The sequence below is a fragment of the Rhizobium sp. BK591 genome (genome assembly GCF_014195045.1).
Taxonomy (GTDB): domain Bacteria; phylum Pseudomonadota; class Alphaproteobacteria; order Rhizobiales; family Rhizobiaceae; genus Rhizobium; species Rhizobium anhuiense.
The window spans coordinates 201,719-222,346 of record NZ_JACIAZ010000002.1 but is presented as its reverse complement, the minus strand read 5'-3'; the positions used below and the strand labels follow the sequence as shown (position 1 = coordinate 222,346).

At 62.1% G+C, this 20,628-nt stretch carries 22 protein-coding genes; 15 read left to right on the top strand and 7 right to left on the bottom strand.

Going from position 1 to position 20,628, the window contains the following annotated elements; genetic code table 11:
• Positions 1-56 precede the first annotated feature (56 nt).
• Both FHX10_RS08130 and pcaQ read right to left on the bottom strand, forming a co-directional pair.
• Positions 57-746 (bottom strand): methyltransferase family protein, encoded by a 690-nt coding sequence (locus tag FHX10_RS08130; protein WP_097595637.1) that lies wholly within the window; start codon positions 744-746, stop codon positions 57-59.
• Between the two features lie 19 nt (positions 747-765).
• The gene (gene pcaQ, locus FHX10_RS08125; protein ID WP_184389241.1) at positions 766-1,683 is read right to left on the bottom strand and encodes a pca operon transcription factor PcaQ; all 918 of its coding nucleotides are present in this window, start codon (positions 1,681-1,683) and stop codon (positions 766-768) included.
• 94 nt (positions 1,684-1,777) lie between these two features.
• Here pcaQ and pcaD point away from each other — a divergent pair, with 94 nt between their 5' ends.
• The 8 genes from pcaD to FHX10_RS08085 all read left to right on the top strand — a co-directional run bounded on the left by pcaD (position 1,778) and on the right by FHX10_RS08085 (position 8,108).
• Positions 1,778-2,587: a 3-oxoadipate enol-lactonase gene (gene pcaD, locus FHX10_RS08120; protein WP_047612705.1), complete on the top strand. Its 810-nt coding sequence runs from the start codon at positions 1,778-1,780 to the stop codon at positions 2,585-2,587.
• A complete protein-coding gene (gene pcaC, locus FHX10_RS08115; protein WP_047612703.1) occupies positions 2,584-2,988 on the top strand; it encodes a 4-carboxymuconolactone decarboxylase in 405 nt (134 codons plus the stop codon). Before pcaD ends, pcaC begins: the two co-directional genes overlap by 4 nt.
• Before the next feature lie 9 nt (positions 2,989-2,997).
• On the top strand, positions 2,998-3,747 hold the full coding sequence (pcaH, locus tag FHX10_RS08110; RefSeq protein WP_047612700.1) for a protocatechuate 3,4-dioxygenase subunit beta: 750 nt from the start codon (positions 2,998-3,000) through the stop codon (positions 3,745-3,747).
• A gap of 2 nt (positions 3,748-3,749) precedes the next feature.
• Entirely contained in the window at positions 3,750-4,361 is a 612-nt protein-coding gene (gene pcaG, locus FHX10_RS08105; RefSeq protein ID WP_028756260.1) for a protocatechuate 3,4-dioxygenase subunit alpha, read from the top strand.
• A 189-nt stretch (positions 4,362-4,550) separates the two neighbouring features.
• A complete protein-coding gene (locus tag FHX10_RS08100) occupies positions 4,551-5,597 on the top strand; it encodes a 3-carboxy-cis,cis-muconate cycloisomerase (protein WP_097595679.1) in 1,047 nt (348 codons plus the stop codon).
• Between the two features lie 326 nt (positions 5,598-5,923).
• A complete protein-coding gene (locus FHX10_RS08095) occupies positions 5,924-6,754 on the top strand; it encodes an MBL fold metallo-hydrolase (RefSeq protein ID WP_028756262.1) in 831 nt (276 codons plus the stop codon).
• An 86-nt stretch (positions 6,755-6,840) separates the two neighbouring features.
• On the top strand, positions 6,841-7,215 hold the full coding sequence (locus FHX10_RS08090; protein ID WP_097595636.1) for a GFA family protein: 375 nt from the start codon (positions 6,841-6,843) through the stop codon (positions 7,213-7,215).
• 23 nt (positions 7,216-7,238) lie between these two features.
• Entirely contained in the window at positions 7,239-8,108 is an 870-nt protein-coding gene (locus tag FHX10_RS08085; RefSeq protein WP_097595678.1) for an alpha/beta fold hydrolase, read from the top strand.
• Positions 8,109-8,149: 41 nt separating this feature from the next.
• On the opposite strand, the gene FHX10_RS08080 is transcribed toward FHX10_RS08085, so the two are convergent.
• Both FHX10_RS08080 and FHX10_RS08075 read right to left on the bottom strand, forming a co-directional pair.
• Positions 8,150-8,911: a polysaccharide deacetylase family protein gene (locus tag FHX10_RS08080; protein WP_047614808.1), complete on the bottom strand. Its 762-nt coding sequence runs from the start codon at positions 8,909-8,911 to the stop codon at positions 8,150-8,152.
• Positions 8,908-9,999, bottom strand: a complete 1,092-nt coding sequence (locus FHX10_RS08075) for a glycosyltransferase family 4 protein (RefSeq protein ID WP_047614806.1) — start codon at positions 9,997-9,999, stop codon at positions 8,908-8,910. The genes FHX10_RS08080 and FHX10_RS08075 overlap by 4 nt, the downstream gene beginning before the upstream one ends.
• Positions 10,000-10,180: 181 nt before the next feature.
• On the opposite strand from FHX10_RS08075, the gene FHX10_RS08070 reads away from it, so the two are divergent.
• The 3 genes from FHX10_RS08070 to FHX10_RS08060 all read left to right on the top strand — a co-directional run bounded on the left by FHX10_RS08070 (position 10,181) and on the right by FHX10_RS08060 (position 14,014).
• Positions 10,181-11,899 (top strand): adenylate/guanylate cyclase domain-containing protein, encoded by a 1,719-nt coding sequence (locus FHX10_RS08070; RefSeq protein WP_097595635.1) that lies wholly within the window; start codon positions 10,181-10,183, stop codon positions 11,897-11,899.
• Positions 11,899-12,777: an FkbM family methyltransferase gene (locus FHX10_RS08065; RefSeq protein ID WP_097595634.1), complete on the top strand. Its 879-nt coding sequence runs from the start codon at positions 11,899-11,901 to the stop codon at positions 12,775-12,777. Before FHX10_RS08070 ends, FHX10_RS08065 begins: the two co-directional genes overlap by 1 nt.
• Before the next feature lie 172 nt (positions 12,778-12,949).
• Positions 12,950-14,014 carry an acyltransferase gene (locus FHX10_RS08060; protein WP_165932224.1) on the top strand — a complete coding sequence of 355 codons (1,065 nt, stop codon included), beginning with the start codon at positions 12,950-12,952 and terminating at the stop codon, positions 14,012-14,014.
• Between the two features lie 124 nt (positions 14,015-14,138).
• Here FHX10_RS08060 and FHX10_RS08055 read toward each other — a convergent pair whose 3' ends face one another.
• Positions 14,139-15,044 (bottom strand): NAD(P)/FAD-dependent oxidoreductase, encoded by a 906-nt coding sequence (locus FHX10_RS08055; RefSeq protein ID WP_097595632.1) that lies wholly within the window; start codon positions 15,042-15,044, stop codon positions 14,139-14,141.
• A gap of 132 nt (positions 15,045-15,176) precedes the next feature.
• Here FHX10_RS08055 and FHX10_RS08050 point away from each other — a divergent pair, with 132 nt between their 5' ends.
• Positions 15,177-15,632, top strand: a complete 456-nt coding sequence (locus FHX10_RS08050) for an Rrf2 family transcriptional regulator (RefSeq protein WP_097630779.1) — start codon at positions 15,177-15,179, stop codon at positions 15,630-15,632.
• 7 nt (positions 15,633-15,639) lie between these two features.
• On the opposite strand, the gene FHX10_RS08045 is transcribed toward FHX10_RS08050, so the two are convergent.
• Complete coding sequence (locus FHX10_RS08045; protein WP_028755871.1) at positions 15,640-16,119, bottom strand: class I SAM-dependent methyltransferase; 480 nt, start codon at positions 16,117-16,119, stop codon at positions 15,640-15,642.
• A gap of 123 nt (positions 16,120-16,242) precedes the next feature.
• Here FHX10_RS08045 and FHX10_RS08040 point away from each other — a divergent pair, with 123 nt between their 5' ends.
• Positions 16,243-17,418 carry a DUF3095 domain-containing protein gene (locus tag FHX10_RS08040; protein ID WP_063475962.1) on the top strand — a complete coding sequence of 392 codons (1,176 nt, stop codon included), beginning with the start codon at positions 16,243-16,245 and terminating at the stop codon, positions 17,416-17,418.
• Here the strand turns inward: FHX10_RS08040 and FHX10_RS08035 are convergent.
• Entirely contained in the window at positions 17,408-18,745 is a 1,338-nt protein-coding gene (locus FHX10_RS08035; RefSeq protein WP_097595630.1) for a nucleotide sugar dehydrogenase, read from the bottom strand. The genes FHX10_RS08040 and FHX10_RS08035 overlap by 11 nt on opposite strands.
• Between FHX10_RS08035 and FHX10_RS08030 the strand changes: the two genes are divergently transcribed.
• Both FHX10_RS08030 and FHX10_RS08025 read left to right on the top strand, forming a co-directional pair.
• Positions 18,738-19,103, top strand: a complete 366-nt coding sequence (locus FHX10_RS08030; protein ID WP_063475960.1) for a hypothetical protein — start codon at positions 18,738-18,740, stop codon at positions 19,101-19,103. The genes FHX10_RS08035 and FHX10_RS08030 overlap by 8 nt on opposite strands.
• A gap of 114 nt (positions 19,104-19,217) precedes the next feature.
• Positions 19,218-20,561, top strand: coding sequence for an adenylate/guanylate cyclase domain-containing protein (locus FHX10_RS08025; protein WP_028755868.1), 1,344 nt, complete (start codon positions 19,218-19,220; stop codon positions 20,559-20,561).
• Positions 20,562-20,628: the final 67 nt, after the last annotated feature.

Sequence of the window (20,628 nt, the reverse complement as noted above, 5' to 3'; positions counted from 1 at the left end):
ATAGTCCAAATCTGGGCATTCGGCAACAGATTTCAAGAATTGCTCCAATGGAGCCGTCACCATAGCCCAGGCAGCAGCCGGTAGCGGACCTCGCGGCGGTATTCGGCGTAACCCGGCAGGTCTCTTGTCAGATGTTTCTCCTCGTCCAGCAGTCGCGCGACAAGTCCGGCAAAGGCAGGAGGGATGGCCAGCAGGCCCCAATAGGAGCCGAGCGACAGCGGTATGCCGACGAAGAGCACCAGCGCCGCCGCATACATCGGATGACGCACGACGCTGTAGAGCCCGCTTGAAATGACCCGCTGATCCCGGCGGATCTCGACCGTTGCCGAAGCGAAGCTGTTTTGCCGCAGCACGAGGAAGCAGCCGTAAAAGCCGGCCGCCATCAGAACATTGCCGAAAATCACGATCGGCGCCGGAATGGCCGACCAGCCGAACCGGTAATCGAGCGCCGAACCGATGAAGAGCGCGATCAGCACGATGCCGTTGAAAAGCTGAATGCGCTTCTGGGCCGGTTCCCGCTCCGCAGCCGGCCCGACATGCAGCCGCTGTTCCAGCAAGGCGCGGTCATATTTCAGGAAATAGGCCGTCGTCGCGACAATCCAGCCGCCAAAATTGAAAAGGAACAGCCAGCCCTGCCAATAGGACAGCGAGCCCGCCGCGATGAAGATCATCGCCGCAAGCACTGCGACGAATTTCACCGTCGCTTCCGTCGCCCGCCTGCCGAGACTCCTCTTCTGATCCTCCATCGGTCCGTCCTCCATTACCTCAGGAAACCTCGCCTGCCGCCTCCCGGATCGTCTGCATCAGGATCGATTGCGGCAGCGACGGAACGGCATCGGCGCGCATCGTCAATCCGACCGGCCCCTTGGTCTCGCCGGTATCGATCGGCAGAAGCGCCAGCCGCCCGTCGGCGACATCGTCGGCCACCACGCCGTGGGAAATGATCCAGATCGCGTCGTTTGCCCGGAGGAAAGCGCGGCCGAAGGAATCCGATACCGTCTCGATCTGGTTGGGCAGGCTGGCGACGCCATTGGCGATGAGAAAATTTTCGACCACCGGCCGGATGATCGAACCCCGCGTCGGCATCAGCACCGTGTAGTTGCCGAAACCTGAAAACAGCGATTGCCGGCCGTCGAGCAGCGGATGGCCGGGGCTCACGGCAAACACTACCTGTTCGGAATAAAGATGCTCGAAGGAAAAGCCGGCCATCTTCTCGGCGCCTGCCAGACGCCCGACGACGACATCGAGATCGCCAACACGAAGCTGCTCCAAGAGCACCGCATTCTCGCCGGTGACGATCTTCACCCGACTCCAGGTGTTCTCCTTGAGGAAGAGCTCCATCGCCCGCGGCATGATTCGCGATGACACCGTCGGCAGCGCGCCGATCCGGATCGGCGGCGCTTCGGAAAACTGCTCCTGCGAGACGGAATCGAGACCCTGGCGCAGCGCCGTCAGCGCCGCACCAGCGTGCCGCAGGAAGACCTCGCCGTAACGGGTGATCTTGATGCCGCGGCCGTCGCGCTCGAAGACATCGACACCTAGCACCTGTTCCAGTTCGCGGATTGTCTTGGTGACCGCCGGCTGGCTGACATGCAGCAATTCGGCGGCCTTCATGACGCTCTTCTGCCGCGCCACCTCGACAAAGGTCTGCAGATGGCGAAACTTGACGCGGCTGTCGATCATCGCTCACATAACTCCGAAGTTATCGAAAAGCCTGAAAATATCATTTTACTTAACCGGATCAAACATTCAATTTCGCCTTCAGGAGGAGAATGACGTGCAATTCGCCCGCATAAACGACGTGACGATCCATTATCAGGTCATCGGTGCACCAGCCGACAGGCCGGTGATAGTCTTTACCAATTCGCTCGGGACGGATTTCCGCATCTGGCGCGACGTCGTGGTGCGGCTTGCCGGCGAATTCCCTATCGTGCTTTACGACAAGCGCGGCCACGGCCTGTCCGATGTCGGCCAGCTCCCCTCATCGATTGCAGATCATGCGACGGATCTCGCCGGCCTGCTCGATCTCTTGTCGGTCAAGAAGGCCGTCGTCTGCGGCCTCTCCGTCGGCGGCCTCATCGCCCAGTCGCTCTATCAGCGCCGGCCGGACCTGGTCAGTGCCCTGATCCTGTGCGACACCGCCCATAAGATCGGCACAGCAGAGAGCTGGAACGCCCGCATTGCCGCCGTCGAGAAAAACGGCATCGGCAGCATCGTCGACGCCATCATGGAGCGCTGGTTCACGCCGGCCTTCCGCCGGCCCGAAAACACCGCCTATTCAGGCTATTGCAACATGCTGACGCGTCAGCCGGTCGAAGGTTATGTCGCTGCCTGCGCCGCGATCCGCGACGCCGATTTTACCGAAACTGCAAAGACGATCACTGTCCCGACAATCTGCGTCGTCGGCGACCAGGATGGCTCGACGCCGCCCGATCTGGTGCTCTCGACCGCCAAGCTTATCCCCGACGCGCGTTATGAGGTCATCCCCAATTGCGCGCACATTCCCTGCGTCGAGCAGCCGGAAGCGCTGACGGCGGTCATCCGCGCCTTCCTCACATCCATTACGCCTGGAGAAAACAGCCCATGAACGAAACCGCGTCCTCCTCCGAGCGCTATCGCCAAGGCATGGCGACCCGCCGCGCCGTGCTCGGCGACGCCCATGTCGACCGAGCCGCCGCCGCATCGACGGAGTTCGACCGTCCCTTCCAGGAACTGATCACCGAAGCCGCCTGGGGCCATGTCTGGTCGCGCCCGGCGCTGACGAAGCGCGAGCGCTCGATCGTCACCATCGCTCTGCTCGCGGCGCTCGGCCAGGACGACGAGGTCGCCATGCATGTGCGCGCCACCGTCAATACGGGTGCCTCCCGTGAGGATATCTGCGAGGCGCTGCTGCATGTGGCGATCTATGCCGGCGTTCCCGCCGCCAATCACGCGATCAAGATCGCAAAGCAGACCTTTGCACAGATGGACGCCGACAAGGCGGCCTGAGGGGGAAAAATGTCCGAACGAGCAAATCGCAAACCCGAAACCGGCGCCTTCTTCGGCCGCGACCGTGCCTGGCATGCGCCGGCGCTGACCCCCGGCTACAAGACCTCCGTGCTGCGCGCGCCGCAGCGTGCGCTGCTGTCGCTCGACGGCACGGTTTCCGAAACCACCGGTCCGGTCTTCGGCCATTCGATGATCGGCGAACTCGACAACGACCTGATCCTGAATTATGCGCGCCCCGGCGAAAGCGCTATCGGCGAACGCATCATCGTCCATGGCCGGGTGCTCGACGAACGTGCTAAGCCGGTTGCCGGCGCCCTGGTCGAGTTCTGGCAGGCCAATGCCGGCGGCCGCTATCGCCACAAGAAGGAAACCTATCTTGCGGCGATCGACCCGAATTTCGGCGGCTGCGGCCGCGCCATCACCGACGAGGAAGGCCGTTACTCCTTTCGCACCGTCCGCCCCGGCGCCTATCCCTGGCCGAACGGCGTCAACGATTGGCGGCCGGCCCATATCCATTTCTCGATCTTCGGCCACGGCTTTGCCCAGCGCCTGATCACCCAGATGTATTTCGAGGGCGATCCGATGATCTGGAAATGTCCGATCGTCGGCACGATCCCCGACAAGGCGGCGATCGAGCAGCTGATCGCGCCGCTCGACTGGGGCAACACGATCCCGATGGATTCACGCGCCTATAAATTCGATATCGTGCTGCGCGGCCGCCGCTCGACGATGTTCGAAAACAGGCTGGAGGGCAACTGACCATGCAACAGCTCGGCTATCTCAAGGAAACCCCGTCGCAGACGGCAGGCCCCTATGTCCATATCGGCCTGACGCCGAATTTCTGCGACATAAAGGGCGTCTACGACACCGATCTCGGCATCGAGATGGTCAATGACAAGACGCTCGGCGAACGCATCACCGTCACCGGCCGGATCTTCGATGGCGCCGGCGCATTGGTGCGCGATGCCGTTATCGAGATCTGGCAGGCCGACAGCGCCGGCCTCTACAACAGCCCTTCGGAAATGCGCGGAACCGCCGATCCGAATTTCACCGGCTGGGGCCGCTGCCCGACCCGCGCCGAGGATGGCGTCTACAGCTTCGAGACCGTCAAGCCCGGCCGTGTCCCCTTCAAGGACGGCCGTAGACAAGCCCCGCACATCACCTTCTGGATCGTCGCCCGCGGCATCAATATCGGCCTGCATACGCGTATGTATTTCCCGGAGGAGACGGAGGCCAACGCCGCCGACCCGCTGCTGTCCCGCATCGAACATCGCGAGCGCGTCGCAACGATGGTCGCCACCCGCGACGGCGCGACCTGCCATTTCGACATCCATCTGCAGGGTCCCAAGGAAACGGTATTTCTCGATATCTGAGGGTATGCCGGTGGCTTGTTCGGAAAGCCCTGTGCAAGTAGCCTCCCCCTCACCGTCCCTCTCCCCGAGGGGAGAGGGACGTGCCCACGCGAGATTACCTGCCCATAAAGCGCGGACGCCACCGCAGTCCCGTCCCAATAGGGAGAAGGTGGCGGCAGCCGGATGAGGGGCCAGCAAAGCGAGACAATCATGACCGCATCGCCCTTCGACCACCCCTTCCTTTCCGGCCTGCTCGGCGACGGTGAAATCGCCTCCTATTTTTCCGCCGAGGCCGATATCCGCGCCATGCTCTCCTTCGAGGCCGCGCTCGCCAGGGCCGAAGCCGGCCATGGCCTCATCCCCGCCGAAGCAGCAAGGCGCATCACCGAAATCTGCCCCGCCTTCTCGCCCGATCTGGCCAGCCTTCGATCGGCAACGGCAAGGGACGGTGTCGTCATCCCCGAACTCATCAAGCAGCTGCGCACCGCTGTCGGCGAGGAGGCGGCCAAGAGTCTCCATCTCGGCGCCACCAGCCAGGATGTCATCGATACCAGCCTGATGGTCCGCCTGAAGGCCGTCGTCTTCCTGTTTGCCGGCCGGCTTTCCGCCATCCTCAAAGGGCTCGATGCGCTCGACGGCCAGTTCGGCCAAAACCGGCTGATGGGCCATACCCGCATGCAGGCGGCGATCCCCATCACCGTCACCGATCGCCTCGAAGCCTGGCGCACGCCGCTCGCGACCTATCGCGACCGCCTGACCGAGCAGAGTTTTCCCGTCCAGTTCGGCGGTGCGGCCGGCACGCTTGATAAGCTCGGGTCGCAGGCCGCAGCCGTTCGCGCCTCGCTCGCCCAGGAGCTCGGCCTTACCGACGCAACGCAATGGCAGAGCGGGCGTCTGCCGATCGCCGATATCGCCGGCGTGTTCGCGTCGATATCGGGCAGCCTCGGTAAGATAGGCCAGGATATCGCGCTGCTCGCCCAGGCCGGCGGCGAAATCGAAATTGCCGGCGGCGGCACCTCGTCGGCGATGGCGCACAAGCAGAACCCGGTTTCCGCCGAAGTCCTGATCTCGCTCGCCCGCTTCAATGCCACTGTTCTCTCGGGCATCCACCAGTCCCTCGTCCACGAGCAGGAACGCTCAGGCGCTGCCTGGACGCTCGAATGGCTGCTGCTGCCGCAAATGACCATGGCAACCGCCGCCTCGTTGCGTCTCGCCGCGGACCTCATAGGAAATATCAAAAGGCTTGGAACTGCCTGACGCCGCGCTGGCGTGCCACGATCTTGATAAAGGCATGCGGTGGATCTGGGCCTGAGGAGGCAGCAATTGTTTTTTCAATCGCGCGCAACCATCTAATAGGCATGACTTGCGGAAAACGCCCCGCCCCAGCAGCCCGTTTACCGAAAACCAACCAAACCGGCTTGCTTTCCGAAGCGAAAGCCGATTGCTTAGGAAAATCTACTTCTTCTTCCGCTAGCGGTTAGGAGAATGAAAGGGGGCGCAGGCAAACCCGTGGAATTCTACTGCTTCGCATCGGGATAAACAATGACTACGATGGCGACGCGGGAAGGCCGGTTTGAAGAACGATGACGACAGAACTGTTTCAGGTAAAATTTTGGGGCGTCCGTGGCAGTATTCCAGTGTCGGGCCCCGAGTTCGATCGCTACGGCGGTAACACTTCCTGCATCGAAATTCGCTGCGGAAAACATCGGATGATCTTCGACGCGGGCTCCGGCCTGCGCGAGGCGGGGCTGTCGCTGCTCGCCGACGGCGTCAGCGACGTGGACCTGTTCTTCAGCCACTGCCACTATGACCACATCATCGGCCTGCCCTTCTTCAAGGCGATCTATTACCCCTCGATCAACGTCAACATCTGGTCCGGCCACCTCGACGGCAAGATGAGCACGCGGGAAATGGTCGATCAGTTCATCAGCCCGCCCTGGTTTCCCGTCAAGACCGACATCTGTCAGGCGACGATGAACTTCCGCGACTTCCATCCCGGTCAGGTTCTGACCCCCCACGAAGGCATCGCGATCAAGACCTTCATGCTGAACCATCCGGGCGGCGCCATCGGCTACCGCGTCGAATGGCAGGGCCGTTCGATCGCTCTCGTCTATGACATCGAACATATTCCGGGCGCTTATGATCCGGTCTCACTGGAGATGATGCAGGACGCCGATCTCGTCGTCTACGACTGCACCTACAATGAAGACGAGATGCAGCGTTTCAAGGGCTTCGGCCATTCGACCTGGCAGCACGGCACCGAGCTTGCGAAGATGGCGGGCGCCAAGCGCTTCGCGCTCTTCCACCACGCCCCCTCGCGCACCGACGAACAGCTGGCTGAGATGGAAGCGCAGGCGCAGGCCGCCTTCCCCGAATCCTTTGCCGCCCGCGACAATCAGACCGTGGTGATCTAGCAACCCGCGAAACCTCAGCTTGCTGACGGAACATATGCTGGATCAGGCCGTTTCCCGGCAGGTAAACCATTGCGCGGGGACCAGCTATGACCGTGTTTTCCGGAAAGTGCCTTTGCGGGCAAGTGCAGATCTCTGTTCGAGGCGAACCTTTGCGCGTCGGGATCTGTCATTGCACCGACTGCAGGAAAGAAAGCGGTTCGGCCTTTACCTTTTACGGGATCTGGCCAGCCGACCAATTCGAACATTCTGGGGAAACCGCCGAGTTCCGAGGTCGCCATTTTTGCACCGGCTGTGGTTCGCGGCTGTTTTCCGCCGATGACGAAGAGGCGGAAATCAAGCTCGGTATCCTGTCCGATGCCCCGACGCCGCTTGTGCCGCGCTACGAACTCTGGATCAAGCGCCGCGAGCCCTGGCTGCGGCCGGTAGAGGGCGCCGAGCAGCATGAAGGGGATCGAAAGTGAGCGGCAGCGTCGGAAGCTTCCCGATGTCCGCTCTCGTCCGGCATCGCTCGATCACGGTCGCAGGCATCGAGACTTTTTACCGCGAGGCCGGTCGGCCGGATGCTCCGGTCTTGCTGCTGCCGCACGGTTACCCCTGCTCGTCCTATGAATTTCGCAATCTCATGCCGCGCCTTGCCGACCGCTGGCGCCTGATCGCACCGGATTTCCCTGGCGCGGGCTATAGCGGCACGCCTGACGATTTCGACTACAGCTTCGATGGTTATGCCGCCTGGCTGCAGGCCTTTATCGACGCCGTCAATATCGACCGCTTCGTCCTCTACCTGCACGATTTCGGGTCGCCTATCGGCGCGCGGCTGGCAATCAAAGAGCCTCGGCGCATCGTGGCGCTCATCATCCAGAATGGCGACATCCCCTATGAGGATGCCCTCGGACCCAAGTATGCCGATATCGAGGCGACGTGGACGCTTCCAATTTCGGAGATGAGGACGGCGCTGGCGGAAGCGGTCAGCGAGGACACCTTCAGGGATGAATTCCTCAACGATCTGCCGCCGGCTCAGGCCGGTACCATCCCGCCCGATCTCTGGAAGCTGCATTGGTCGCTGACCACGCCGCGGCGCAAGGAAATCGCCATCGACCTGATCGCCGGATTGAAGGAGAACCGGGCCTGGTTTCCGGAACACCGGAAATACCTGCGGGAATACCAGCCTGCGACCTTGATCGTCTGGGGTCCCAACGACCACTACATGCCGGAAAAATCGGCGCGAGCCTATCTGCGCGATCTGCCGGATGCCGAACTGCATCTGCTGGGCGGCGGCCACTGGCTGCTCGAGACGCATCTCGATGACGTCGTCGCACTCATGCGAGACTTCCTCGGGCGCGTTCACGCCGCCTGATCTTGTTTTTACGCATGTCGTTATCGCAAAACCGCGGCACACTATTGCGCGACATGCTCAAGCAGCTCCGACGCCGATGACCAGCGGACGGCCGCATGCCGGCCCGTCACTGCAAACAAGGCCGACAGGAAGTCCCATGCGGCCGCATCGTGCACCAGATGGTGAATGAGCACGCCGACAGGTTCCTCGCTGCCGGCAAACCGATCGCGGAGCTCCGCTACCAGTTCGGCCACCAATTCCGCCTCGCCCCGTCCGCCGCGCGTGCCGTGCCAGTCGATGATGTCGACATGGGTGTTGAGCAGCGGCACCGGGCCATCCTGCCTTGCCCGCCCATAAACCGAAAGGGCGGTAAATCCGAGGCCCGGCAGCGCCGGGACAAGACTAGCGTCGATCCGGTTCCAAGGCGGCACCAGCATCGGCAGGAAGCGGGCCGGATGCAACAGCTGCAACAGCCGGAAACCTTCCCGCAACTCGCCGAGCACGACATCCGCCGGGCGTTCGCCGCCGAGTTCCTGCTTCTTTTTTTCCGGCCCCGCATGGTTCGTATGAGACCAGCCATGCACCGCAACCGTGATGGCTGTTTCCTCCCCTAGGCGCGCGGCCAAGGCCTCGCCGGTCAGGGCGGGAATAACCGCGAGCGTCAGCGGAACGTTGCTTTCGCCCGCGAGCGCCGTCAGTGTCTCCAGTGCCGGCGTCGGTTCGACGGCATCGTCATCCCGCAGCCAGAACCGCGCCACGCGGCCGGCCGCCTGCCAGCGGTCAAGCTCGCGCCGCAGAGGCTCCCAGGCCATCTTGTCGGTCATCCCGTCGCTCCCATTCCCAGATTGTCCTGCAAAATTCCGTTCAACACACGCGCCGCGTTGGGAAGCGAACGCTCCCTGAGCACGAAGCGCCGTGCCGCCTGCCCCATGGCGTCGCGCCTTTGCCTGTCGTCAAGCAGGGCGGCCACGGCGCCGGCATAGGCCACGACATCGCCATCCGCTGTCAGCAGGCCGGTCACGCCAGCCTCGACCACCGCGGGCACGCCCGCCGTTTCTTGCGCGACGATAGGCAGGCCGGCGGCCTGGGCTTCCAGATAGGCAAGGCCATAGGCCTCGCCGCAACCGGGCCAGACATAGAGGCCGCCGCGTCCGAGCAACTCGGCAATCTCGACGGCATTCCGCTCGCCCAGCCATTCGACGCGGCCGGGAAGATCGGCAAACAGCGCCTGCACCTCGTGGCGGATCGGACCATCGCCGATGACGACAAGCGTCCAGGGCCGGTCTTCGATCAGCCGCAATGCTTTTGCGAGCATCGCATAACTGTCCATCTTGTCGCCGGCCCGCATCATCGCGACCGTCATCAGCCGGCGCCGATCGGGCTCCGGCGAAATCGTTTCAAACAGCGTCGTATCGATGAAGGGTTTCAGACGGGCAAGGCGCGCCTGCGGAAAGGCGGAGGCAAGTCCTGCCTGGTCACGCTCGGTGAAGCTGATATTGACCGCCGCCTGCATGATCGCCGCGCCCACGCACGTCTGCGACGCGGCCCAGCCGCTCGCGTTGCGTTTTGCCGCATAGGAGGCTTCGGCGGTGACATAGGGAATGGCGAATTCGGCAGAGAGGACAGGCCCGAAGGGATCGGGCGATTTGTAATAGGGGTGGTAACAGAACCAGAGATCCGGCCGCGGCGCGGATTTCCATGCCAACCGCAGCCGCTCCAATTCGGTGTGGACGGCGGGTTCGAGCTCCGCTGCGGCTTCCGGTGTAGAGGCATAGGCGCGGAATTCGGAAGCAACCTCGACCTCGTGTCCGGCAAGTTCCAGCGCCCGGATCAACAGCCGTGCCATCAGCCGGTCGCCTGACGGCACCGGATGGTTCGGCGATTTCATCGGCGCGTAGAAAGCCACCCGCATTGACACCTCACATAAGACAGACTGTTTACATCAGGCACTCGTGCTATCACGAAAAATTCCGCTATTGTCCCCTTCATTAAAACTTGCGCATAAGCATATGGAATGTGATCGCGATCGAAGCAATTCCGCCTCTTTCTCAATCTCTATGGGCCTGCGGTTACATCGACAAGAACGGGAATGAATGACGACGGTCTCGGCCACAGGGATTTTTTCGGAGCGTGCGATCAGAAGGGCGAGGCTCGGTTCCGGCCTCGTCATTTTCATCTTCGTCCTGCTGCATTTGTCAAACCATGCGATCGGCCTGATTTCGGTCTCCGCCGCCGATAAAGCCGCCCATCTTTTCCTGATGATCTGGCGCAATCCTCTGGGGACGACCATCTTCTATTCGGCGGTCCTCATCCATATCGCGCTGGTGCTGCGCGCCATCTATGTCAGACGCAGCCTCGTGATGCCGAAGGGGGAAATGGCGCAGATCGTGCTCGGCTTGATGATCCCGCTGCTGCTCCTCGATCATGTCATCGGCACGCGTATCGCCCACGAGTTCTACGGCTACATCGATGACTATGAGGCGGTCGTCAGCATGCTCTGGATCAGGAATCCGGCGAACGGATTGCGGCAGGGCTTCGCTGTCGTCGCCGTCTGGATCCATGGCTGCATCGGCATCCATTTCTGGTTGCGCTATCGGCCCTGGTATCCGGATTTTGCGCCCCTTCTGCTGGCGCTTGCGATCCTCGTGCCGGTGCTTTCGTTGCTCGGCTTCGTCGAAATGGGCCGAACGCTCGCCGACCCATCCTACCAACAGGCAATGACGATCAGCGCCTACAAGGAGGGCGTCAACACCCGTTACATCTCAAACCCGGAAGTTCACCGTCAGGTCGCCATGATCCGTGCCGGGCTCTACGGCGCCTTCTCGGCCTCGCTGCTGATCGTCGTCGTCGCCCGCGCCCGGCGCAAGCTGAAGGAGCGGCTTGACCAGGTCGCCGTGAATTATCCGGGCGGCGAGGTGATCCGTGTGCCGCGCGGCTTCTCGGTGCTGGAAGCAAGCCGGCTCGGCGGCTTGCCGCATTATGCCGTCTGCGGCGGCAAGGGGCAGTGCTCCACCTGCCGGGTGCAGATCCTTGGCGATTACGACAGCCTGCCGGCCCCCGACAAGATGGAACAGACGACATTGAGGCGCATCAATGCCGGCCCGGATGTCCGGCTCGCCTGCCAGCTTCGTCCGAACCACAACGTCGCGGTTGCGCCGCTTCTCGTGCCGGCGACCGAGGCCGCTCTTCCCGCCAACAGTCAGGAAACGAGCCCCGGCCGCGAGCGCGAGATCGCCGTACTCTTCGTCGATATCCGCCATTTCACCACGCTGACGGAAACCCGCCTGCCCTTCGACGTCGTCTTCCTGCTGAACCGCTATTTCGCCATAATCGGCAAGGCAGTGGAGCAGGCGGGCGGACGGCTGGACAAGTTCATCGGCGACGGCGCCATGGCGCTGTTCGGCCTCAGCACCGCGCCGGAGGAAGCCTGCCGCCAGGCGCTCAACGCAGCAGCAGCGATCGTCGCCGAGATCGAGAAACTCGCCGCAGAGCTCGCCGACGAACTGGCGCTGCCGCTGCGCATCGCCATCGGCATTCACACCGGCCCGGCCGTCGTCGGCACGATGGGATATGGGCGGGTGCGCAGCATGACGGCGATCGGCGATACCGTGAATGTGGCGAGCCGGCTCGAGACCGCCGCCAAGGAATTCGAAGCGGCAATCGTCATCTCCGAGCCGGTGGCGAACCTTTCGGGTGCTGATCTCGCCGGCATCGAAAGCCGTGAAATCAGCGTGCGCGGCCGGGCCTTGCCCTTGAAAGTCTACGTCATTCCGAGAGAGAAAGCGGCAGAACCGCTCGAAGGAAAAGACTGATGCCCGGCAAGCCCTGGCTGACCGCCAAATATTGGAGCCGTCGCCTGCGCAAGGCGCGCAATGCCGCCGCTTCGCGCTTCTTCGACACCCGCTTCGGCCGTCGCCTGCTGATCGAGAATATCGGCCCGCGCGTCGTCTCGATGACGGTCGACGCCGGCGACCATCGGATGACCTTCTCGCCCGCCGACTATATCGGCCGCAAGGTCTTCCGGAAGGGCCATTTCGAGCGCGAGGCCGTCGACCGGCTCATCGTCATCCTGCGCGAGCGCGGCCTGCTCAGAAAGGATGCGACGCTGCTGGAGATCGGCGGCAACATCGGCACCCAGACCGTCTATTTCGCATTGAGCGGCACTTACGCCCGGATCGTCAGCATCGAGCCCGACCCGCGCAATTTCCCGCTGCTTGCCCTCAACATTCGCCAGAACCGGCTGGAGGAGAAGGTCCGGCTCGTCAATTGCGCCGCCGGCGAGAGCGAAGGCGAGATCGACTTTTTTCTCAACCTCAACAATCACGGCAAGAGCAGCGCCATCCGCCAGAGCCCGGCGGACAAGAAGATCAGCGTGCCGGTAAAGCCGGTTTCCGAGATCCTTGCCGGCCTTTCGATCGACCCGGCCGCGATCGGCCTCGTCTGGATGGATATCGAGGGTTACGAGCCGGTCGCCTGCCGGTCGATGCAACCGCTGCTTGCCCGCCGCGTTCCGCTCTACATGGAGTTCACGCCGCTCTTCTACGGCCCGGAAGGAACGAAAGCGTTCATATCGATGCTGTCGGGATTCTACGAGGATTGCCTCGTGCTCTTCGAGGACCGTGAGGAGGAGATGAAGGTGCGGGATCTGCCGGGCGAGTTCGATCAGTACAATGTGCTGTTCCTGCCCTAAAGTGGGTCGCAATCTTTCAGAGTCTCTAACCGCGCTTTAGAACGCCGATTTTGCGCATGATATGATCGCGAAACCGCTGCACACTTTTGCGCGACCTACCTAGATCTTCGTCCTCTTGCGCCCCGCCGGGGCATGGCGGAATATGACCATCGGGCGAAGGAACGGGTGGGGAATGGAGGCGGATCGGATACGAGGCCTTGATGGCATCAGGGCTTTTGCCATTCTTGGAGTGTTCTATACGCATTTCGTCGACGAAAATTCCTTGCTCGGCGATCTGGCGGTGCGAACGTTCTTCATTTTGAGTGCCTTCCTGATTACCGGCAAACTGGTCGCGTTGCGCGACGCCGAGGGGTTCACATTTGCGGCGCTGCGATCATTCTACGCGCGAAGGGCGCTCAGGCTCCTGCCGACCTATTACGCCATGGTCCTGGCCCTTGCCGCGATCGGACTCGTCACGATCCGGGATGGGCTTTTTTATCATCTCGCCTTTTTGTCAAACGTCTGGTTCGCGATGGCCATGAATTGGAACCCGTGGGTGCTTGCCCATACCTGGACCCTGTCCGTCGAATGGCAGTTTTATCTCATTTGGCCCCTAGTTGTCCTCAACTGCGCAAACAGATCGGTGGCGCTGGCAGCCGCAGGTGCCATCGCCATTGCGCTGGCATTCTGGCTCGGGTGCTATGTCGCCGGCTATTACCCCGACAACGTGGTCTTATGGTCTCCCTTCTCGCTTGATGCATTCGGCATGGGGGCGTTGACCTTCTTTTATTCGGGCGTGCTGGCACGCACGCTCCGAACTCGCCTCATTGCGGCACTCCTGCCGGCGGCGCTGTGGAGTGCCCTGCAACTCGTTGAGACAGATGGCCGTCCACCGTTCCTAGTGGTCGTCGATTTTCTTCTACAAATTCTTCCGCTGCTGCCAATGGCAATCCTGATTGCCATAACGGCCTCAGGGACAAGCCCGATTCTCAATCGCATTCTTGGAGCCCGGCCCTTGGCCTATCTCGGCCGCATTAGTTACGGATGTTATCTTTACCACTTTCCGATGCTTTGGCTGATGATGCATATTATGTGGCAAGTGTTCGATTATCCGCTGAAGCGGGGGATCGTCGAACTGGTCGTCGTTGCGATCCCGACAATCGCCTTTTCTGCGCTAAGCTGGAAATTCATGGAACGGCCGATCCAGAAATGGGGGGCCGATCGCCAGAAGGCCGCGCAGGCCAAGATCACCGCATGAGCCAATGGATCGATCCCCATCAAACGTCAGGGAATCCGAATCCTTCGGGTAGATCGGCGTCTAACGCGTTGAGATGTTCACTTCGGGAATTGCGAGGTGGACGTGAAGGACCCTGACCGTTGCCTTATGCGACCGACTGCGTGACAAGCGATTGATGGCAGTGCACGCCGGCGAGCACGCCTGAGGCGGAGGCGAGGGTGGCATTGTGCATGGCGCTTGCCGCATCGCCGGCGGCAAAGACACCCTTGACGGTGGTTTCCTTGTTATCGGCGATCCGGATGATGGGTCCGAACGGGCCGTCGTCGAAGGCGCAGCCGAGCTGTTCGGCAATCGGGCTCGCCATCGTCGTTTTCGGCGCGACGAACACCGCGTCCAGCGGCACGACGCGGCCATCGGCGAGGCGAACCGCCTCAAGCTTCGGATTGTCGCCCAACAATTCCACGATAGGGCTGCGTTCGATCCGGACACCCCGGGCAGTCAGCCGCACCAGTTGCTCTTCGTCGGGCTCAAACAGCGCCTGGGTGAAAAAGGTCGTTGCTCCCCAGTCGGGAATCATCATGGCCGAATGGGCCGAATGCGGATGGTTTGCGAGAACGCCGAGCTTGCCGCCGCTGACCTCATAACCGTGGCAATAGGGGCAGTGCAGCGCGGAGCGGCCCCACCGATCCCGCAGTCCGGAGATCTCGGGCAGCGTGTCGCTGACGCCGGTTGCGAGCACGATGCGCGCGGCTCGTTCTTCGCCGCTGTCTTCGGTGCCGACGATGAATGCGTCACCATCCCTCTGTGCCCTTACGACTTTCCCGTCGCGGATGGTGATGGTCGCATAGAGTGAAAGCTGCCGTTTTCCCTCCCGCATGATCGCTGCCGGCGTCTGGCCGTCCTGGCCGAGGAAACCATGCGATGCTTCAGAAAACCGGTTGCGCGGCGCGCCGGCGTCGACGAGCAGCACGCGCCGCCGCGCCCTGGCAAGCTGCATGGCTGCCGACAGGCCGGCAAAATTTCCGCCGATGATGATGACTTCGTAGGACATGAAACTCTCCTTTGGCTCTACCGATCATGAATCATCATAAGTTACATGAAGAGGCGCGGTCAAGTATCACGTCACTTGTCTTGTTACGATTGACTTGTCATAATGCCCCGTCCGATCGACAGGAAGAAAACCATGCGCAATGACAGCCGCCTTTCACGCATGCTGCACGTGCTGATCCACATGGATAGGCACCAGCACTCGGCGACTTCCGAAATGATTGCCAAAATGCTGAACACCAATCCGGTGGTCGTGCGCCGCACTATGGCCGGCCTTCGCGAACAGGGCTACGTCCGCTCCGAAAAGGGCCATGGCGGTGGCTGGACGCTGGTGCGTCCCTTATCGGAAATCACCCTGCTCGACGTCTACCGCGCCATCGGCGAGCCGCATCTCTTCGCCATCGGCCCAGCCGACGATCAGCCGCAATGTCTGGTAGAACAGGCCGTGAATATCGCCCTCGGCGACGCGATGAAGGAAGCCCAGTCCCTGCTCCTGCAGCGGCTGGGCAGCGTGACGCTGGACGAAATCGCTACCGACTTCGAGGCAAAACTCACTGCGCGCTCTGCCGCATCCTATTCCTGCGCTTCATGAGCGGAGATCATGTCCTGCGATAGAGAAAATACCGCCCTTCCTTAATCCCCTCCGGCAGCGGCAGCGCCACCAGCTCGGGATGCTCCAGCGGCAGGCCGCTGACGGCGATGCCGTTTTGGGCGAGCACGCCGGCCATCAGTTGCGGCAGCCAGGTCAGCGTCACGGCGTCGATCTCGTCATGGCCGGTTCCGATATCGGCATGGGCAAGGGCTGCGCCGATGCCGACAAAGGCCTGGCCGGATTCGCGGATATTGCCGGTCACCATGTCTTCGGCCTCCGGTGTCGAGGCCGAATAGGAGCGCACCTCCCAGTCGAAGGCGACGATGCGCCGGCCGGGAAAGTTTTCGCGCAGGTGATCATAGGTGCGGCCGTTGCCGAGGCCGAACTCCAGCACAGGGCCTTCGATTTCCCCGACCAGATCGACGATCGAGTTCAGAATGTCGCGTTGAGCCGTCAACCGGCGAATGAAGCTGTCGAGGCGGCTCATCTAATCCGTATCCGTCATGAAAATCGTGTGGGCGTGCTAACACATGAAACCGCGCCAAGTCGATTGCCGTATATGGGAAATGGCGTTGCAGTGGCAACATGGGTCTGTGCTAAGCTCGATAATATGAAAACAGTGACCGATGAAGATTTCTTTGCCGAAGTGCCGCTCTTCAGCGAATTCGAGGGCGTGACCGACGCCGCCAACTACCGGCCGCTGCCGGACGGATGGGTGCTGGCGCTGGCCGACATCGTCGGCTCGACGCAGGCGATCGCCAGCGGCCGTTACAAGGACGTCAACATGGCGGGCGCCAGCGTCATCTCGGCGGTCTTGAATGGCGTCGGCAAGGGCGATTATCCCTTCGTCTTCGGCGGCGACGGCGCGCTGATCGCGCTGCCCGGCTCGCTGGAGAAGGCGGCGCGCGATGCACTTGCCGCCGTGCAGGTCTGGGTTGAGGAAGATCTGAACCTGATGCTGCGCATCGCCATTGTGCCGGTCGCCGACACTCGCGCCGAGGGCCTCGACGTCCGCGTCGCGCGTTACGCCGCAAGTCCTTACGTGACCTACGCGATGTTCTGGGGCGGCGGCACCAGCTGGGCCGAAAGACAAATGAAGCTCGGCCGTTACGGCGTTGAGCGGGCAACTGCCGGAACGCGCCCGGATCTCACCGGCCTCTCCTGTCGCTGGAGCCCGATCGACGCACGCAACGGCGAGATCGTCTCGATCATCGCGATTCCCGGCGAAGGCCGGCCGGGCGAAGAATTCCGCGATCTTGTCAACGGCATCGTCGCCATTACCACCGAGCAGAACCGGGACAGCCATCCGGTGCCGGCGGATGGCCCGAACCTTGCCTTCTCGCTGCACGGCATCAATCGCGAAGCCAAGGCCACCGCGCCGGCAGGCCGGCGACTGCGGCAGAAACTCATCATCTTCCTGCAACTCGCGATCACGGTCGTGTTCTACAGGCTCGGCATTCCGCTCGGCAGATTCGACGCCCGCCGCTACAAACGCGACGTCGCCGGCAATTCCGATTTCCGCAAGTTCGACGACGGGCTGAAGATGACGGTCGACGTCGATGCCGAACATCTGAAACGGATCGAGACGCTGCTGGAAGGGGCTCGCGCCAAGGGCATTGCCCGCTACGGTCTGCATCGGCAGACGTCGGCGCTGATGACCTGCTTCGTGCCGACGCCGATTTCGCGCGACCATGTGCATTTCATCGACGGGGCGGCGGGCGGTTATGCCGTGGCCGCAAGCCAGATGACCGGCAAGTCTTTTTCAAGTGTTTCCGTCACGCCTTGATGACATGACCGGCCGAGAGGCCGAGCCGGTTGAAGACGTTGCGCGTGTCGACGATCAGGGCCGCGCTTTTCGACAGCGCCGCATAGTCCACTTGGTCGTGGTCGGTCGCGACCAGCACCGCATCGTAGCCGGCGATGGCATCAGGGGTCAGCGTCACCGATTTGCGGCCCTTCAGCGCCTGGTATTCGCGCGTCGGCGGGATCTCGGCGACGAAGGGATCGTGGTAATCCGCCCGTCCGCCACGCTCCTCGATGATCTCGATCAGCCGCAGCGAGGGGCTCTCTCTTATATCGGCGACGTTCTTCTTGTAGGCGAGCCCGAGCACCAGCACCCGGCTGCGGCTCAGCGCCTTGCCGGCGCGGATGTCGAGCGCTTCAGCAAGCTTGCCGACGACATAACGCGGCATTGCCGAATTGATCTCGCCGGCCAGCTCGATGAAGCGGGTCGGCAGCTCGTATTCGCGCGATTTCCAGGTGAGATAGAAGGGGTCGATCGGGATGCAATGGCCGCCAAGGCCGGGGCCGGGATAGAAGGGCATATAGCCGAAGGGCTTGGTCTTGGCCGCGTCGATCACTTCCCAGACGTCGATACCCATGGCCGCATAGACGGTCTTCAGCTCGTTGACGAGGGCGATGTTGACCGACCGGAAGATGTTCTCGGTGAGCTTCACGGCCTCGGCCGTCGCATTCGAGGAGACCGGAACGACGGTCGACACCGCCGCACCGTAGAAGGCCTTCATCAGCGCCAGCGCCTCGGCGCCGTCGCCGGCGACGACCTTCGGGATGGTGGCGGTATGATAATGCTGATTGCCGGGATCCTCGCGCTCCGGCGAGAAGCCGACGAAGAAGTCCGAGCCGGATTTCAGGCCGGCCCTTTCGAGAATGACCTTCACCACGTCATCGGTGGTGCCGGGATAAGTGGTCGATTCCAGCACGACGAGTTGACCGGGGCGCAGATGCGCGGCGATCGAGCGCGACGTCGCCTCGACGAAGGAAAGGTCGGGATCGCGATGCTTCGTCAGCGGCGTCGGCACGCAGATGATGATGACGTCGCAATCGACAAGGCCGGCGAAATCGGTCGTCGCCTTGAATCGGTCCGCATCGATCTCGGCGGACAGCGCCTCGTCGCTGACCGCGTCGATATAGGAATGGCGGGCATCGAGCGCCACCATCTTGCCGGGATCGATGTCGAAGCCGGTGACGGCAAAGCCGCTGCGCGCCACCGCGATCGCCAGCGGCAGGCCGACATAACCGAGCCCGATAATGCCGGCGCGGGCGGTGCGGGTTTCGATCTTCTGCAAAAGCATGTCGAAGGGGGAGATGGCCAAGGCGGGATCTTTCAAACGGGAAATTCAAGACGCTGATCTAATGCATGATCAGGGCAAATTAAACCCGGGCGTGGATCTTCCTCTTATCGCTGGCGATGCTGCTGTCCGTTTTGCCCCCATGGCTACCTCCCTCACCCCGCTGCCGTTACTCACCGTCGCAGCAGGGTGTGGCCGAAATGACTCGCCCAGCCCCTTCGCTGCAACTTGGGCGCACAAAAAATTCCAGATCCCATTGTTTCGCATTTGCAGCATCCCTATTTTGACTTTTGATAATGAACCACCTGGAAAGGACTACCCGTCCGATCCCCGGCATGGGGAGCTGAGGGGCGCTGCTGCCGGGCTTTCGGCAGATCGTTGACACAATAATACCGCTCGTACATCCTGATTTCCCTGTGACCTGCGCATGAAAATGTGCCGGCCGAGGGACTTTTGGCTCTTGGGGATGGCGTGCTTTATGAGGATCATACCGAGAATGAGCACGATCGAATCCAGCGTGTCCTCCATCCTGTTGGACCGGGTCGCTGAATGGCTGACGAACTCTTCGCTGGCCGGAGACGAGCTTGAAAACATCGTGCGCGGTTTCTGCGAAAGGCTCACCGCTGCGGGGCTGCCGCTTGCGCGCGTGCATCTTTCCTTCTCGATGCTGCATCCGCTCTACGATGCGCTGAGCTTCACCTGGCGGCGCGCCAGCGGCGTCACCATCGAGGGCTTCCGCATGCCCGCCGGGCAAAAGCCGGACCGCTTCCTGCAGAGCCCTTATTATTACCTGCTAGACAACAATCTGCAGCACATCCGCCGCCGGCTGATGCAGGATGGGCCGAACGAATTTCCCATTTTCGAGGACCTGCGCAAGGACGCCATCACCGATTACCTGGCCTTCGTGCAGCCCTTCGGCGACGGCTCGGTGCAGGGCATGATGGGCTCCTGGTCGACGGACCATAACACCGGCTTTTCCGACGACATGATCGATGCGCTGCTCAGGATGCAGAACCATCTGGCGGTTGCCGCCAAGATGGCGGTGCTCGGCAAGCTCGCCAACAACATGCTGACCACCTATCTCGGCGGCGACGCCGGCAAGCGGGTGCTGAACGGCCAGATCCGCCGCGGCGATGGTGAGACGATCCGCGCAGCCCTCGTCATGGGCGACATGCGCGAATCCACCATGTATGCCGAAAAGGAAGGCCGGCAGGCCTATATCGACACGCTGAACCAGTTCTTCGATGCCATCGCCGCCCCCTTCAACCGCAATGGCGGCGAAATCCTGAGCTTCCTTGGCGATGGTTTTCTCGCCGTCTATCCCTGCGGGCGCCACAAGGATCCATCGAAAATTGCCTGCGAAGCAGCCCTTTCGGCCGTCCATCAGGCGCAGGCGCGGGTCGCCGAACTCAACCGGGACCGCGAGCAGAAAGGCCTGACCAGGGTCGGCTACGGCATCGGCCTGCATGTCGGCAACGTCATGTTCGGCAATGTTGGCCTCAAGGACCGCCTGACCTTCTCCGCCTTCGGCTCGGCGGTCAACGAGGTTCAGCGTTTGCAGATCCTGACTAAGAAATACGGCCGCGAGGTCGTCGCCAGCCAGGCGTTCGCCGGTTATTGCGGCGGCGAATGGACGACGCTCGGCGAAGAGAAGCTGCGCGGCATCCGCCAGAAAGTGACGGTGCTGCAGCCGCGCGCGCCCGCCCCTGAAATCAATGTCGACGAAAGCTTCCGCGAGGCCGTGCAGAACGGACTTTCCGAGGCCGAGCAGGTCATTCTCCTGCATCGCGACGCCAAGAAACAGGTCAAGCGCACCAGCATGGAGAAATTCATCCAGTAAAACGCCAAGACCCCGCCATGAATCTGCTTGTTTCGCCTCAGGGAACTTTGGCGGGACGCGGCAGTTT